A 15,636-nucleotide genomic window follows, 5' to 3' on the forward strand; every position below is an offset into this window, starting at 1 on the left:
ACACACGTTCGAACCTAACGAAGGAATACAACAATGGCTGATCTCGCAAAGATCGTAGACGACCTTTCGAAGCTGACCGTCCTCGAGGCGGCTGAGCTGTCGAAGCTTCTGGAAGAAAAGTGGGGCGTTTCGGCTGCTGCTCCGGTGGCGGTTGCCGCTGCTGGCGGCGCCGCTGCTGCTGCTGCTCCGGTCGAAGAGAAGACCGAATTCGACGTCGTCCTCACCGAGGCCGGCGCTCAGAAGATCAACGTCATCAAGGAAGTCCGCGCCATCACCGGTCTTGGCCTCAAGGAAGCCAAGGATCTGGTCGAAGCGGCTCCGAAGCCGGTCAAGGAAGGTGTTTCCAAGGCCGACGCCGACAAGTTCAAGGCCCAGCTGGAAGCAGCCGGCGCCAAGGTCGACCTGAAGTAAGCGTATCAAGCGGCGGGCGGCCTCGCGCCGCCCGCCACTCCCTTCGCCCGGAAGGGAGGACGCGTAACGCGAGATGTACGAGAACCTCTTTCCTGAGGGCCTGGAAACGGCCTTCAGGAAACGGGTTTTCTCCCGTTTTAGCCGGCCACCGACGGGAGGCCGGAGAACAGACAGAGAGCCGCCGCCCAGGTGGCTCGGAATGCAAGGCGAACCGCGGCGAGGTTCGCCCCGAGTTTAGAGCTAAGGAGCGACGATGGCCCATACCCAGACTTTCAATGGCCGCAGACGCGTACGCAAGTTCTTCGGAAAGATCCCGGAAGTTGCGGAGATGCCGAACCTCATCGAGGTTCAGAAGGCGTCCTATGACCAGTTCCTGATGGTGGACGAGCCCAAGGGCGGCCGTCCGGACGAGGGACTGCAGGCTGTTTTCAAGTCGGTCTTCCCGATCTCGGACTTTTCCGGCTCCTCGATGCTGGAGTTCGTGAAGTACGAGTTCGAAGGACCGAAATTCGACGTTGACGAATGCCGTCAGCGCGATCTGACCTATGCCGCGCCGCTGAAGGTGACGCTGCGCCTCATCGTGTTCGATATCGACGAAGATACCGGCGCCAAGTCGATCAAGGACATCAAGGAGCAGGATGTCTACATGGGCGACATGCCGCTCATGACCTTGAACGGCACCTTCATTGTCAACGGCACCGAGCGCGTTATCGTCTCGCAGATGCACCGTTCGCCGGGCGTCTTCTTCGACCATGACAAGGGCAAGTCGCATTCGTCGGGCAAGCTTCTGTTCGCCGCGCGCGTCATTCCCTATCGCGGTTCGTGGCTCGACATCGAGTTCGATTCCAAGGACGTCGTGCACGCCCGTATCGACCGTCGCCGCAAGATCCCGGTGACGTCGCTTTTGATGGCGCTCGGCATGGATGGTGAAGAGATCCTGTCGACCTTCTACAACAAGATCACCTACAAACGCGCCGGCGACCACTGGCGCATTCCGTTCAACGTCGAGCGTTTCCGTGGCCTCAAGGCCGTCGGCGACCTGGTCGATGCCGATACGGGCGAGATCGTTGTCGAAGCCGGCAAGAAGATCACCGCCCGCCAGGCGCGTCAGCTCGGCGAAAAGGGCCTGAAGGCGATCAAGGCGACCGACGAGGACCTGCTCGGCAATTATCTCGCCGAGGACATCGTCAACTACGCCACCGGCGAGATCTTCCTCGAAGCCGGTGACGAGATCGACGAGAAGACGCTGAAGGTGCTGCTCGGCACCGGTGAGCAGGAGGTGCAGATCCTCGACATCGACCATGTCAATGTCGGCGCCTACATCCGCAACACGCTCGCCGTCGACAAGAACGAGAGCCGCCAGGACGCGTTGTTCGACATCTACCGCGTCATGCGTCCGGGCGAGCCGCCGACGCTCGAGACCGCCGAAGCCATGTTCAACTCGCTGTTCTTCGACAGCGAGCGCTATGACCTGTCGGCCGTCGGCCGAGTCAAGATGAACATGCGCCTCGAACTCAAGGCCGAGGACACCGTCCGCGTGCTGCGCAAGGAAGACATCCTGGCCGTGGTCAAGACGCTGGTCGAACTGCGCGACGGCAAGGGCGAGATCGACGACATCGACAATCTCGGCAACCGCCGCGTGCGGTCTGTCGGCGAGCTGATGGAGAACCAGTACCGCGTCGGCCTGCTGCGCATGGAGCGCGCGATCAAGGAGCGTATGTCCTCGATCGAGATCGACACCGTCATGCCGCAGGACCTGATCAACGCCAAGCCGGCCGCCGCCGCCGTGCGCGAGTTCTTCGGTTCCTCGCAGCTGTCCCAGTTCATGGACCAGACCAACCCGCTGTCGGAGATCACGCACAAGCGCCGTCTCTCGGCGCTTGGACCGGGCGGTCTGACCCGCGAACGCGCCGGCTTCGAAGTGCGCGACGTGCACCCGACGCATTACGGCCGTATCTGCCCGATCGAGACGCCGGAAGGCCCGAATATCGGTCTGATCAACTCGCTGGCCACCTTCGCGCGCGTCAACAAGTACGGCTTCATCGAGAGCCCGTACCGTAAGATCGTCGACGGCAAGCTGACCAATGACGTCGTCTATCTCTCGGCGATGGAAGAAGCCAAGCACCATGTCGCGCAGGCCAACGCCGAGCTCGACAAGAATGGCGGCTTCGTCGACGAGTTCGTCATTTGCCGCAGTGCCGGCGAAGTGATGATGGCGCCGCGCGAAAACGTCGATCTGATGGACGTGTCGCCCAAGCAGATGGTGTCGGTGGCCGCGGCCCTGATCCCGTTCCTGGAAAACGACGACGCCAACCGCGCGCTGATGGGCTCCAACATGCAGCGTCAGGCCGTGCCGCTGGTGCGCGCCGAGGCGCCGTTCGTCGGCACCGGCATGGAGCCGGTCGTCGCCCGTGACTCGGGTGCCGCCATCGGCGCCCGCCGCGGCGGCATCGTCGACCAAGTGGACGCTACCCGTATCGTTATCCGCGCGACGGAAGATCTCGATCCGGGCAAGTCCGGCGTCGACATCTACCGGTTGATGAAGTTCCAGCGTTCGAACCAGAACACCTGCATCAACCAGCGTCCGCTGGTGCGCATGGGTGACCGGGTCAACAAGGGCGACATCATCGCCGACGGTCCGTCGACGGAGCTCGGCGATCTGGCGCTCGGCCGCAACGTGCTGGTCGCGTTCATGCCGTGGAACGGCTACAACTACGAGGACTCCATCCTCTTGTCCGAGCGCATCGTCGCCGACGACGTCTTCACCTCGATCCACATCGAGGAGTTCGAGGTCATGGCGCGCGATACCAAGCTCGGTCCGGAGGAAATCACGCGCGACATTCCGAACGTCTCGGAAGAAGCGCTGAAGAACCTCGATGAAGCCGGCATCGTCTATATCGGTGCGGAAGTGCAGCCGGGCGATATCCTGGTCGGCAAGATCACGCCGAAGGGCGAAAGCCCGATGACGCCGGAAGAAAAACTTCTGCGCGCCATCTTCGGCGAAAAGGCTTCGGATGTGCGCGACACTTCGATGCGCATGCCTCCGGGCACCTTCGGCACCGTCGTCGAGGTGCGCGTGTTCAACCGCCACGGTGTGGAGAAGGACGAGCGCGCCATGGCGATCGAGCGCGAGGAGATCGAACGCCTTGCCAAGGACCGCGACGACGAGCAGGCGATCTTGGACCGCAACGTCTACGCCCGCCTCTCCGACGTGCTCGTCGGCAAGGAAGCGATCGCCGGACCGAAGGGCTTCAAGAAGGGCTCGACGTTGTCCAAGGACACGCTCGACGACTATCCGCGTTCGCAGTGGTGGCAGTTTGCCGTGGAGAACGAAAAGCTCCAGAGCGAACTGGAAGCCCTGCGTGGCCAGTACGACGACTCCAAGAAGGCGCTCGAACAGCGCTTCATGGACAAGGTCGAGAAGGTCCAGCGCGGCGACGAAATGCCTCCGGGCGTCATGAAGATGGTCAAGGTCTTCGTGGCGGTGAAGCGCAAGATGCAGCCGGGCGACAAGATGGCCGGCCGTCACGGCAATAAGGGTGTCGTGTCGCGCATCGTTCCGGTCGAGGATATGCCTTTCCTCGAGGACGGCACGCATGCCGATATCGTGCTCAACCCGCTGGGTGTGCCGAGCCGCATGAATGTCGGCCAGATCCTGGAGACGCATCTGGGCTGGGCCTGCGCGGGAATGGGCCGGAAGATCGGCGAATTGATCGACGCCTACAAGGCGGGCGGCGACATCAAGCCGTTGCGCAAGACGTTGGAAAGCTTCATGCCGTCCAACGACCGCAACGAGCCGATCCGCGAATATGACGACGAGAGCATTGTTCGCCTCAGCGAGCAGATGCGCCGCGGCGTCTCGATTGCGACCCCGGTGTTCGACGGCGCGCATGAGGCCGACATCAACACCATGCTGGAGCAGGCTGGCCTGCACACCAGCGGTCAGTCGCAGCTCTATGACGGACGCACCGGCGAGCCGTTCGATCGCAAGGTGACGATGGGCTATATCTACATGCTCAAGCTTCACCACCTTGTGGACGACAAGATCCACGCGCGTTCGATCGGTCCGTACTCGCTCGTCACCCAGCAGCCGCTGGGCGGCAAGGCGCAGTTCGGCGGCCAGCGCTTCGGCGAAATGGAGGTCTGGGCGCTGGAAGCCTACGGCGCCGCCTATACACTGCAGGAAATGCTGACGGTGAAGTCGGACGACGTCGCCGGCCGTACCAAGGTCTACGAGGCGATCGTCAGAGGCGACGACACCTTCGAGGCGGGCATCCCGGAGAGCTTCAACGTGCTCGTCAAGGAAATGCGGTCTCTCGGCCTCAATGTCGAGCTGGAAAACACCAAGCTCGACGAAGCACCGGTTCGGCTGCCCGACGCTGCCGAATAGGGAGTAAACAAGACATCCGGTCGCGGGAGAGGGCTCCCGCGGCCGGATGCATCAATTTCTTCGGCCGTGGGCCGACCACTCAGCGGGCATTCGGCCCGCGTTAGATGCAAGGGGTTTTCGAGGACCCCGAAAAGGAGAACGGCATGAACCAAGAGGTCATGAATCTCTTCAATCCCCAGGCGCCTGCGCAGGTGTTCGATTCCATCCGGATTTCGCTTGCCAGCCCTGAGAAGATTCTGTCCTGGTCGTTCGGCGAGATCAAGAAGCCGGAGACCATCAACTACCGCACCTTCAAGCCGGAGCGTGACGGTCTGTTCTGCGCGCGCATTTTTGGCCCGATCAAGGACTATGAGTGCCTGTGCGGCAAGTACAAGCGCATGAAGTACAAGGGCGTCATCTGCGAAAAGTGCGGCGTCGAAGTCACGCTGTCGCGCGTGCGCCGCGAGCGCATGGGCCATATCGAGCTCGCGGCCCCTGTTGCCCATATCTGGTTCCTGAAGTCGCTGCCCTCGCGCATCGGCACGTTGCTCGACATGACGCTGAAGGACATCGAGCGCGTCCTCTACTTCGAGAACTATATCGTCACCGAGCCTGGCCTCACCGCGCTGAAGGAGCACCAGCTTCTCAGCGAGGAAGAGTACATGATCGCCGTCGACGAATATGGCGAGGATAGCTTCACCGCCATGATCGGCGCCGAGGCCATTCATGACCTCCTGGCCGGCATGGATCTGGAGAAGATCGCGGGCGACCTGCGTTCGGAATTGGCGTCGACCACGTCCGAGCTGAAGCAGAAGAAGTATCTGAAGCGGCTCAAGGTCGTCGAGAACTTCATGGAATCCGGCAACCGTCCGGAGTGGATGATCATGAAGGTGGTTCCGGTGATCCCGCCGGACCTGCGCCCGCTGGTTCCTCTGGACGGCGGCCGTTTCGCCACGTCCGACCTGAACGACCTCTATCGCCGCGTCATCAACCGCAACAACCGTCTGAAGCGGCTGATCGAGCTGCGCGCCCCCGGCATCATCGTGCGCAATGAAAAGCGCATGCTGCAGGAAGCCGTCGATGCGCTGTTCGACAACGGCCGTCGGGGCCGCGTCATCACCGGCGCCAACAAGCGCCCGCTGAAGTCGCTGTCCGACATGCTCAAAGGCAAGCAGGGCCGGTTCCGTCAGAACCTGCTCGGCAAGCGCGTCGACTATTCCGGCCGGTCGGTCATCGTGACCGGTCCGGAGCTCAAGCTGCACCAGTGCGGCCTGCCGAAGAAGATGGCGCTCGAACTGTTCAAGCCCTTCATCTATGCCCGTCTCGACGCCAAGGGTTACTCCTCGACCGTCAAGCAGGCGAAGAAGCTGGTCGAGAAGGAGCGTCCGGAAGTCTGGGATATCCTCGACGAGGTCATCCGCGAACATCCGGTGCTGCTGAACCGCGCGCCGACGCTGCACCGCCTCGGCATCCAGGCATTCGAGCCGATCCTGATCGAAGGCAAGGCAATCCAGCTGCATCCGCTGGTCTGCACGGCCTTCAACGCCGACTTCGACGGCGACCAGATGGCCGTTCACGTGCCGCTGTCCTTGGAAGCGCAGCTTGAAGCCCGCGTGCTGATGATGTCGACCAACAACATCCTGCATCCGGCTTCCGGCGCGCCGATCATTGTGCCGTCGCAGGACATGGTTCTGGGTCTCTACTATCTCTCGATCGTCAACCAGAACGAGCCGGGCGAGGGCATGGTGTTTGCCGATATGGGCGAACTCCAGCACGCGCTCGAGACCAAGGCGGTGACGCTGCACGCCAAGATCAAGGGTCGCTTCCGCACGGTCGACGCCGAAGGCAAGGTCGTGTCGAAGATCTACGACACCACGCCTGGCCGCATGATCATCGGCGAACTTTTGCCGAAGAACGTCAACGTGCCCTACGAGACCGCCAACCAGGAGATGACCAAGAAGAACATCTCCAAGATGATCGACACCGTCTATCGCCACTGCGGTCAGAAAGAGACGGTCATTTTCTGCGACCGCATCATGGCGCTCGGTTTCGCCCATGCCTGCCGTGCCGGCATTTCGTTCGGCAAGGACGACATGCTGATCCCGGACACCAAGACCAAGCTTGTGTCGGACACCGAGGCTTTGGCCAAGGAATACGAGCAGCAGTACAATGACGGTCTGATCACGCAGGGCGAGAAGTACAACAAGGTCGTCGACGCCTGGGCCAAGTGCTCGGAAAAGGTTGCCGACGAGATGATGGCCCGCATCAAGGCGGTGGAGTTCGAGGACAATGGCCGTCAGAAGCCGATGAACTCGATCTACATGATGTCGCACTCCGGTGCGCGTGGCTCGCCCACGCAGATGCGTCAGCTCGCCGGCATGCGCGGCCTGATGGCCAAGCCGTCGGGTGAAATCATCGAGACGCCGATCATCTCGAACTTCAAGGAAGGCCTGACCGTGCTCGAGTACTTCAACTCGACCCACGGCGCCCGCAAGGGCCTTGCCGACACCGCCTTGAAGACGGCGAACTCGGGTTACCTCACCCGCCGTCTGGTCGACGTGGCGCAGGACTGCATCGTCAACTCCGTGGATTGTGGCACCGACAAGGGCCTCACCATGCAGCCGATCGTCGATGCCGGTCAGGTTGTCGCTTCGGTTGGCCAGCGCGTGCTGGGCCGTACCGCGCTCGACGACATCAATCATCCGGTGACCGGCGACCTGCTGGTCAAGGCCGGCAAGTTGATGGACGAGCGCGATGTGGAGCAGATCGAAAAGGCCGGCGTCCAGTCGGTCCGCATCCGTTCGGCACTGACCTGCGAGGTCAGGGTTGGCGTCTGCGCGGTCTGCTACGGACGCGATCTGGCCCGCGGCACCCCGGTCAACCAGGGTGAAGCCGTCGGCGTCATCGCGGCGCAGTCGATCGGTGAGCCGGGCACCCAGCTCACCATGCGTACCTTCCACATGGGCGGTACCGCGCAGGTGGTGGACTCTTCGTTCCTTGAAGCCTCCTATGAGGGCAAGGTCGAGATCCGCAACCGCAACGTGGTGCGCAACTCCGACGGCCAGCAGATGGTCATGGGCCGCAACATGGCGGTGCTGATCCTCGACGAAGCCGGCAAGGAGCGCGCCACGCACCGCGTCACCTATGGTTCGCGTATCTTCGTGGACGATGGCGACAAGGTGAAGCGCGGCCAGCGTATTGCCGAGTGGGATCCCTATACCCGCCCGATCCTCACGGAAATCGAGGGCAAGGTGGCGTTCGAGGATCTGGTCGACGGCATTTCCGTGCAGGAAACGGCCGACGAGTCGACCGGCATCACCAAGCGTGAGGTCATCGACTGGCGTTCGACGCCGCGCGGCAACGACCTGAAGCCGGCGATCGTCGTCCAGGATACCAAGGGCAAGGTCGGCAAGCTGTCGAAGGGTGGCGATGCCCGCTTCCTGCTCTCGGTCGAGGCCATTCTCTCGGTCGAGCCGGGTGCGCAGGTTCGTCCCGGCGACGTGCTGGCGCGTATCCCGATGGAAAGCGCCAAGACCAAGGACATCACCGGCGGTCTGCCGCGTGTGGCCGAGCTGTTCGAGGCACGTCGTCCGAAGGATCACGCCATCATCGCCGAGATCGACGGCACGATCCGCTTCGGCCGCGACTACAAGAACAAGCGTCGCATCATCATCGAGCCGCATGACTCGACGCTTGAGCCGGTCGAATACCTGATCCCGAAGGGCAAGCCGTTCCATCTCCAGGACGGCGACGTCATCGAGAAGGGCGACTACATCCTCGACGGCAATCCGGCGCCGCACGACATCCTGGCGATCAAGGGTGTGGAAGCGCTTGCTTCCTACCTCGTCAACGAAATCCAGGAAGTCTACCGTCTGCAGGGCGTGTCGATCAACGACAAGCACATCGAGGTGATCGTTCGCCAGATGCTGCAGAAGGTCGAAATCACCACGCAGGGCGACTCGACCTACATCCCGGGCGACCATGTCGACGTGATCGAACTGGAAGAGGTCAACGAGCGGCTGATCGAGGACGGCAAGAAGCCGGCCGAAGGCCAGCCGGTGCTGCTCGGCATTACCAAGGCGTCGCTGCAGACGCCGTCCTTCATCTCGGCCGCGTCCTTCCAGGAGACGACCAGGGTGCTGACGGAAGCAGCTGTCGCCGGCAAGACCGACATGCTGCAGGGCTTGAAGGAAAACGTCATCGTCGGCCGGCTGATCCCGGCCGGTACTGGCGGCACGATGAGCCAGATCCGGCGCATCGCCACCTCGCGCGACGAACTCATCATCGACGAGCGCCGCAAGGCCTCCGGTGTCGAGGTGGCCGAGCCGATGCTCGCCGACATGACAACCGCCGCGCAGTAAGCGCGGCGGCAAGGATCTCAGGCAACAGAAGCCGTCGGGGCAACCCGGCGGCTTTTTCGTTTCACAATCAACCAAGGAGGGAAACATGAGCAGAAATGCATGGACGGCCGTCGACGACTATATCGTTTCCTCCCTCTTCGAGGCGGATCCCGTCCTCGACGCGGTGCTGGCGGCCAATCGTGACCAGGGCTTGCCAGCGATCGATGTCTCGGCGGCACAGGGAAAGCTGCTCTCGCTGCTGGTGCGCATCGGCCGTGCGAAGAAGGTACTCGAGATCGGCACGCTGGGCGGCTATTCGACCATCTGGATGGCGCGCGGATTGCCGGCCGACGGCAAGATCGTGACGCTCGAACTTGATCCGCACCATGCCAGGTCGCGCGTTCGAATTTCGAGCGGGCTGATGTCTCGGACAAGGTGGACTTGCGCGTCGGCCCCGCATTGCAATCGCTCGCCGCACTGAGTGACGAGAATGCCGGCCCGTTCGACCTCATCTTCATCGACGCCGACAAGCCGAACAACCCGAATTATCTGGACTGGGCCATGCTGCTGTCGCGCTCCGGAACGGTCATCGTCTGCGACAACGTCATCCGCGACGGCGATGTCGTGAACGAAGATGGCCGCGACGCCAATGTCGAAGGCGCACGCGCGGCCTTTTCATTCATCGGCGGTGACAAACGGCTGGACGGCACCGCCATCCAGACCGTTGGAGCCAAGGGTTACGACGGCTTTGCCATCGCGATTGTCTACTGAAGGCAACCACCGGAGTTGGATGTACGAGCGCCTTCAGTCCTGTTCTCAGCCATCCGAGATTGCAGACGTCGACCCAGGCAGGGGGTTGAGCAGCAATCAGTCGAAAAACGCCTCGACCACGTTGCGCTTGCCGAGCATGAAGGCATCGGCGACATGCTGCAGTGGGGCGAGATCGACGTCGGAGACACCGGCGCGCACGATTTCGGCGAACCGCCTGTAGAGCATCGGGTACTCCGTTTCCGGCTCCTCATGGACCACTCGCCCGTCGATGGCTAGTTTGGAGCCGCCACCGGAAAGCAACATCTTGCCGGCATCGGTGTCGGCAACGATGTCCCAGCTTTGCGGGCCGGTTTGCAGCCAGTCGAGGTCCATCGTCACTGGCAAACCGTTCGAGGTGCGGAACGTGACTTGCGCCGCGACCGGGGCGGCGCGGTTCTCTGGAAAGTCGAGTGCCGCCGAGGTGATGTGCATCGCCGGCAGGATATAGGTCGCGATCGAGAGCGCGTTGATGCCGGGATCGAAGACGCCGAACCCGCCCGGCTGCCAGATCCAGTCCTGGTTCGGGTGCCAGCGACGGACATCTTCCTTCCAGACGATTGCCGCCGAGCGGATTCGAGTCGATGCGAGAAAGCCGCGCGCGGCCTCAACCGCCGGCGCATAGCGTGAATGCCAGCTAGCGAAAAGGGACACGCCCTGCTTTGCCGCCAGCGCCTTCAGGTCCTCGACTTCGCTGACCGTGGCGCCCGGGGGCTTTTCCAAAAAGACATGCTTCTTCGCTTCGAGCGCGGTGTGCGCGGCGTCGTAACGGAATTGCGGCGGCATGCAGAGCGATACGGCGTCGAGCTCCGGCACGGCGTCGAGCATCGCCTCGATGGTGGGAAAATTCGGGATGCCGTCGACCTTGCCATGCCGGCTGGCTGCGGCGGCGAGGCGGTAGGTCTGGTCTTTCGCCAGGGCCGGCAGGTGCTGGTCGCGCACGATCTTGCCGACGCCGATGATGCCGAGCTTGATGGGACTATTGGTCGAGGACATGTGTGCTCCGGAATGGGAATGGCAGATTTTTCTATGCGCGAGAAGACAGCCGGGCAACTTGCGGAGGATAGCGCGTCTGTCCAGTCGACATCAGCCGCGTCCGGACTTGATTCTCATATCGGCTCGTCGAAGGTGACGATCGACACTTCGCCTTCGAGCGCGCCCTGGTAGGCCGAAAGGTGCGGCTCCTCGTCGGGCACGCCGTCCATGTCGCCGATCTGGTCGAGCTCGGCCTCGGCATAACCTTCCGCGGCGAGCGATTCGAGGGCGCGGCGCACCGCCGAATCGTCATCGGGCGCGACAAGCATGACATGCACGCCTTCCGCCTTGCCGCCTTTGCGCTTCCACACCCGGCCGGTGATGATGGTGACCGGGCGTTCTTCATTGTCGTTCACGGACTGATTCCTCCTGGCAAGGGCCGGGCGAGGGGACTTTGAGTGCTCAGGCGGCCTTTTCGCATGAAGCAGGGCCGCGCGACAGCCAAAAGCTGGTCACTTTCTTCCTCGCCCTTGCAAATTGGCGAAAGAAAATTACATGCGGTTTTCGCATGGCTGCCAAGCCCCGGCTTCAATGCAATATTTGCCGTTGCGGGGTTGACGCTTCGCGGGCTTGCGAGTAGAAGCCGGCCAGTCAGAACCGATGTGAGGCTCTCCTTTCCGAAGCGACACGCTTTGGAGTTTGCCTCAAACAGGGTTCATCTTACGAGCGAAAAGACATTTCCGGCGTGCATGAAGCGGCTTCCGCTTCCTCTGCGATTTGTTCGGGCAGGACCGCGAGGCGCGGTTTGTGGCCCGAATTTGCGTATGGAAATCACGCTTTGAGCGGCCCTGACCGGGCGAGACACGGAATTGAGAGACAAGAGGGTTTAATGCCTACCGTCAACCAGCTGATCCGCAAGCCGCGCATTGCGCCGGTGAAGCGCAACAAGGTCCCGGCCATGCAGCAGAACCCGCAGAAGCGGGGCGTCTGCACGCGCGTCTACACGACGACGCCGAAGAAGCCGAACTCGGCGCTGCGCAAGGTGGCCAAGATCCGCCTGACCAATGGTTTCGAGGTGATCGGTTACATCCCCGGCGAAGGTCACAACCTTCAGGAACACTCCGTGGTCATGATCCGCGGCGGCCGCGTCAAGGACCTTCCGGGTGTCCGTTACCACATCATCCGCGGCGTGCTCGACACGCAGGGTGTAAAGAACCGCAAGCAGCGCCGTTCGAAGTACGGTGCGAAGCGTCCGAAGTAAGGTTTTCCGGCTTCGGCGCTGTTTTGAACGCGCCAGGCTATGAGAGATTGAGAGACAAAAGCCATGTCCCGTCGTCACAGTGCAGAAAAGCGTGAGATCAATCCGGATCCGAAGTTCGGCGATCTGATCGTTACCAAGTTCATGAACGCCGTCATGTATGACGGCAAGAAGTCGGTCGCCGAGACCATCGTCTATGGCGCGCTCGACCAGGTTCAGTCGAAGACCAAGCAGGAGCCGGTCACCGTCTTCCATCAGGCGCTCGACAATGTCGCGCCGCATGTGGAAGTGCGGTCGCGTCGCGTCGGCGGCGCCACCTACCAGGTTCCGGTCGACGTGCGTCCCGAGCGCCGCCAGGCATTGGCCATCCGTTGGCTGATCGCGGCTGCTCGCAACCGCAATGAGACCACCATGGTCGACCGTCTTTCCGGCGAGCTGATGGATGCGGCCAATAACCGCGGCACGGCTGTCAAGAAGCGTGAAGACACCCACAAGATGGCTGAAGCCAACCGCGCTTTCGCACACTACCGCTGGTAAAGCGCGAACAGGACTGAGAGGCAGCTACGATGGCCCGCGAATACAAAATCGAAGACTACCGCAATTTCGGTATCATGGCGCATATTGACGCCGGCAAGACGACGACCACCGAGCGCGTCCTCTATTACACGGGCAAGTCGCACAAGATCGGCGAAGTGCACGACGGCGCCGCGACCATGGACTGGATGGAGCAGGAGCAGGAACGCGGCATCACCATCACGTCCGCCGCGACCACGACCTTCTGGAAGGGTCGTGACGGCAAGATGCGCCGCTTCAACATCATCGACACTCCCGGACACGTCGACTTCACCATCGAGGTCGAGCGTTCGCTGCGCGTGCTCGACGGCGCCATCGCGCTGCTCGACGCCAACGCCGGTGTCGAGCCGCAGACGGAAACCGTCTGGCGTCAGGCCGACAAGTACCGCGTGCCGCGCATGATCTTCTGCAACAAGATGGACAAGATCGGCGCTGACTTCTACCGCTCGGTCGAGATGATCGGCTCGCGCCTTGGTGCGCAGGCTGTCGTCATGCAGCTGCCGATCGGCGCCGAGACCGAGTTCAAGGGCGTGGTCGACCTCGTCGAGATGAACGCGCTTGTCTGGCGCGACGAGACCCTGGGCGCTGCCTGGGACGTCGTCGAGATCCCGGCCGACCTTAAGGATCGTGCCGAGGAATATCGCGAGAAGATGATCGAAGCCGCCGTCGAAATGGACGAGACGGCACTCGAGAACTACCTCGAAGGCAAGATGCCGTCGAATGACGAGATCCGTTCGCTGATCCGCAAGGGCACGATCGCGGTTAAGTTCTTCCCGATGTTCTGCGGCTCGGCCTTCAAGAACAAGGGCGTGCAGCCGCTGCTCGACGCCGTCGTCGAATACCTGCCGTCGCCGGCCGATGTGCCTGCCATCAAGGGCGTCGATGCCAAGACCGATGCCGAGATAGAGCGTCATGCCGTCGACGACGAGCCGCTGTCGATGCTCGCCTTCAAGATCATGAACGACCCGTTCGTCGGTTCGCTGACCTTTGCCCGCATCTATTCGGGCAAGCTCTCGAAGGGCATCTCGGTCGACAACACCGTCAAGGGCAAGAAGGAGCGCATCGGCCGCATGCTGCAGATGCATGCGAACTCGCGCGCCGACGTCGAAGAAGCTTTCGCCGGCGATATCGTCGCCCTGGCGGGCCTCAAGGACACGACCACCGGCGACACGCTGTGCGATCCGCTGCATCCGGTCATCCTCGAACGCATGGAATTCCCCGATCCGGTCATCCAGATCGCGATCGAGCCGAAGACCAAGAACGACCAGGAAAAGATGGGCCTCGCCCTGCATCGCCTGGCTGCCGAGGATCCGTCCTTCCGCGTCAAGACCGACGAGGAAAGCGGCCAGACCATCATCTCGGGCATGGGCGAATTGCACCTCGACATCATCGTCGACCGCATGCGCCGTGAGTTCAAGGTCGAGGCCAATGTCGGCGCGCCGCAGGTGGCCTATCGCGAGACGATCACCCGCAAGCACGAGCAGGACTACACCCACAAGAAGCAGACCGGTGGTACCGGTCAGTTCGCCCGCGTCAAGGTTCTGTTCGAGCCGAATTCGGAGAGCGAAGACTTCGTGTTCGAGTCCAAGATCGTCGGCGGCGCGGTGCCGAAGGAATACATTCCGGGCGTCGAAAAGGGCATCCAGAGCGTCATGGGCGCAGGTCCGTTCGCGGGCTTCCCGATGATCGGCGTCAGGGCGACGCTGATCGACGGCGCCTACCACGACGTCGACTCCTCGGTTCTGGCCTTCGAAATCGCTTCCCGCGCCTGCTTCCGCGAAGCCGCACCCAAGCTTGGCGTGCAGCTGCTCGAGCCGATCATGAAGGTCGAGGTCGTGACGCCGGAAGATTACGTCGGCAGCGTCATCGGCGACCTGAACGGCCGCCGTGGCCAGATCCAGGGCCAGGAAGCGCGTGGCGTAGCCGTCGTCATCAACGCGATGGTGCCGCTCGCCAACATGTTCAAGTACGTCGACAACCTGCGCTCGATGAGCCAGGGCCGCGCGGCCTACACGATGCAGTTCGACCACTACGAGCCGGTCCCGACCGCGGTCGCCCAGGAAGTCCAGAAGAAATACGCGTAACTCGAAAGAGCTGCCGCGATAACGCAATTCAAAGCCCGCATGGGCGAGCAGGAAATGGAGACATCACATGGCAAAAGGTAAATTCGAGCGCACTAAGCCTCATGTGAACATCGGCACGATTGGTCACGTTGACCATGGCAAGACGTCGCTGACGGCGGCGATCACGAAGTATTTTGGCGAATACAAGCGCTACGACCAGATCGATGCGGCGCCGGAAGAGAAGGCGCGCGGCATCACGATCTCGACGGCTCACGTCGAATACGAGACGGCCAACCGCCACTATGCCCACGTCGACTGCCCCGGCCACGCCGACTATGTGAAGAACATGATCACCGGTGCGGCGCAGATGGACGGCGCGATCCTGGTGGTGTCGGCCGCCGACGGCCCGATGCCGCAGACCCGCGAGCACATCCTGCTGGCCCGTCAGGTCGGCGTGCCGTCGATCGTGGTGTTTTTGAACAAGGTCGACCAGGTCGATGACGCCGAGCTGCTGGAGCTGGTCGAGCTCGAGGTGCGCGAGCTGCTGTCGAAGAACGAATTCCCCGGCGACGACATTCCGATCGTCAAGGGCTCGGCCTTGGCCGCGCTCGAGGACTCGAACAAGACGATCGGCGAGGACGCGATCCGCGAGCTGATGGCCCAGGTCGACGCCTACATCCCGACGCCGGTCCGTCCGCTCGACAAGCCGTTCCTGATGCCGATCGAAGACGTGTTCTCGATCTCGGGCCGCGGCACGGTCGTCACCGGCCGCGTCGAGCGCGGCGTGGTCAAGGTCGGCGAGGAACTGGAAATCATCGGCATCCGTCCGACGACCAAGAC

At 62.3% G+C, this 15,636-nt stretch carries 9 protein-coding genes and 1 pseudogene; 8 read left to right on the forward strand and 2 right to left on the reverse strand.

Annotated elements, in window-relative coordinates:
- The first annotated feature begins 33 nt into the window (after window positions 1-33).
- From rplL to FJ934_RS11885, 4 genes and pseudogenes are all read left to right on the forward strand, one after another.
- The gene (rplL, locus tag FJ934_RS11870) at window positions 34-411 is read left to right on the forward strand and encodes a 50S ribosomal protein L7/L12 (protein WP_015317993.1); all 378 of its coding nucleotides are present in this window, start codon (window positions 34-36) and stop codon (window positions 409-411) included.
- Between the two features lie 253 nt (window positions 412-664).
- Complete coding sequence (rpoB, locus tag FJ934_RS11875; protein WP_140609811.1) at window positions 665-4,801, forward strand: DNA-directed RNA polymerase subunit beta; 4,137 nt, start codon at window positions 665-667, stop codon at window positions 4,799-4,801.
- A 143-nt stretch (window positions 4,802-4,944) separates the two neighbouring features.
- Window positions 4,945-9,141: a DNA-directed RNA polymerase subunit beta' gene (rpoC, locus tag FJ934_RS11880; RefSeq protein WP_140609812.1), complete on the forward strand. Its 4,197-nt coding sequence runs from the start codon at window positions 4,945-4,947 to the stop codon at window positions 9,139-9,141.
- An 85-nt stretch (window positions 9,142-9,226) separates the two neighbouring features.
- A pseudogene (locus FJ934_RS11885) lies at window positions 9,227-9,891 on the forward strand (O-methyltransferase).
- A 96-nt stretch (window positions 9,892-9,987) separates the two neighbouring features.
- On the opposite strand, the gene FJ934_RS11890 reads toward FJ934_RS11885, so the two are convergent.
- Together FJ934_RS11890 and FJ934_RS11895 are read right to left on the reverse strand one after the other, a co-directional pair.
- Complete coding sequence (locus FJ934_RS11890; protein WP_140609813.1) at window positions 9,988-10,923, reverse strand: Gfo/Idh/MocA family oxidoreductase; 936 nt, start codon at window positions 10,921-10,923, stop codon at window positions 9,988-9,990.
- A gap of 113 nt (window positions 10,924-11,036) precedes the next feature.
- The gene (locus tag FJ934_RS11895; RefSeq protein WP_140609814.1) at window positions 11,037-11,318 is read right to left on the reverse strand and encodes a transcriptional regulator; all 282 of its coding nucleotides are present in this window, start codon (window positions 11,316-11,318) and stop codon (window positions 11,037-11,039) included.
- A 473-nt stretch (window positions 11,319-11,791) separates the two neighbouring features.
- On the opposite strand from FJ934_RS11895, the gene rpsL reads away from it, so the two are divergent.
- The 4 genes from rpsL to FJ934_RS11915 all read left to right on the forward strand — a co-directional run.
- Entirely contained in the window at window positions 11,792-12,163 is a 372-nt protein-coding gene (gene rpsL / locus FJ934_RS11900) for a 30S ribosomal protein S12 (protein ID WP_006333356.1), read from the forward strand.
- A 63-nt stretch (window positions 12,164-12,226) separates the two neighbouring features.
- Window positions 12,227-12,697: a 30S ribosomal protein S7 gene (gene rpsG / locus FJ934_RS11905; RefSeq protein WP_008875664.1), complete on the forward strand. Its 471-nt coding sequence runs from the start codon at window positions 12,227-12,229 to the stop codon at window positions 12,695-12,697.
- A 29-nt stretch (window positions 12,698-12,726) separates the two neighbouring features.
- Window positions 12,727-14,817, forward strand: a complete 2,091-nt coding sequence (fusA, locus tag FJ934_RS11910) for an elongation factor G (protein ID WP_140609815.1) — start codon at window positions 12,727-12,729, stop codon at window positions 14,815-14,817.
- Window positions 14,818-14,884: 67 nt separating this feature from the next.
- On the forward strand, window positions 14,885-15,636 hold a 752-nt coding region (locus FJ934_RS11915; protein WP_140609816.1), incomplete at its 3' end, for an elongation factor Tu.

This window comes from Mesorhizobium sp. B2-4-12, from assembly GCF_006441575.1.
GTDB lineage: Bacteria > Pseudomonadota > Alphaproteobacteria > Rhizobiales > Rhizobiaceae > Mesorhizobium.

Excerpts from the sequence above, each read along its gene's own strand:
- rpoB (WP_140609811.1), top strand. The coding sequence starts at position 665 with ATGGCCCATACCCAGACTTTCAATGGCCGCAGACGCGTACGCAAGTTC.
- rpoC (WP_140609812.1), top strand. The coding sequence starts at position 4,945 with ATGAACCAAGAGGTCATGAATCTCTTCAATCCCCAGGCGCCTGCGCAG.
- fusA (WP_140609815.1), top strand. The coding sequence starts at position 12,727 with ATGGCCCGCGAATACAAAATCGAAGACTACCGCAATTTCGGTATCATG.
- rplL (WP_015317993.1), top strand. The coding sequence starts at position 34 with ATGGCTGATCTCGCAAAGATCGTAGACGACCTTTCGAAGCTGACCGTC.
- rpsG (WP_008875664.1), top strand. The coding sequence starts at position 12,227 with ATGTCCCGTCGTCACAGTGCAGAAAAGCGTGAGATCAATCCGGATCCG.
- FJ934_RS11890 (WP_140609813.1), bottom strand. The coding sequence starts at position 10,923 with ATGTCCTCGACCAATAGTCCCATCAAGCTCGGCATCATCGGCGTCGGC.
- rpsL (WP_006333356.1), top strand. The coding sequence starts at position 11,792 with ATGCCTACCGTCAACCAGCTGATCCGCAAGCCGCGCATTGCGCCGGTG.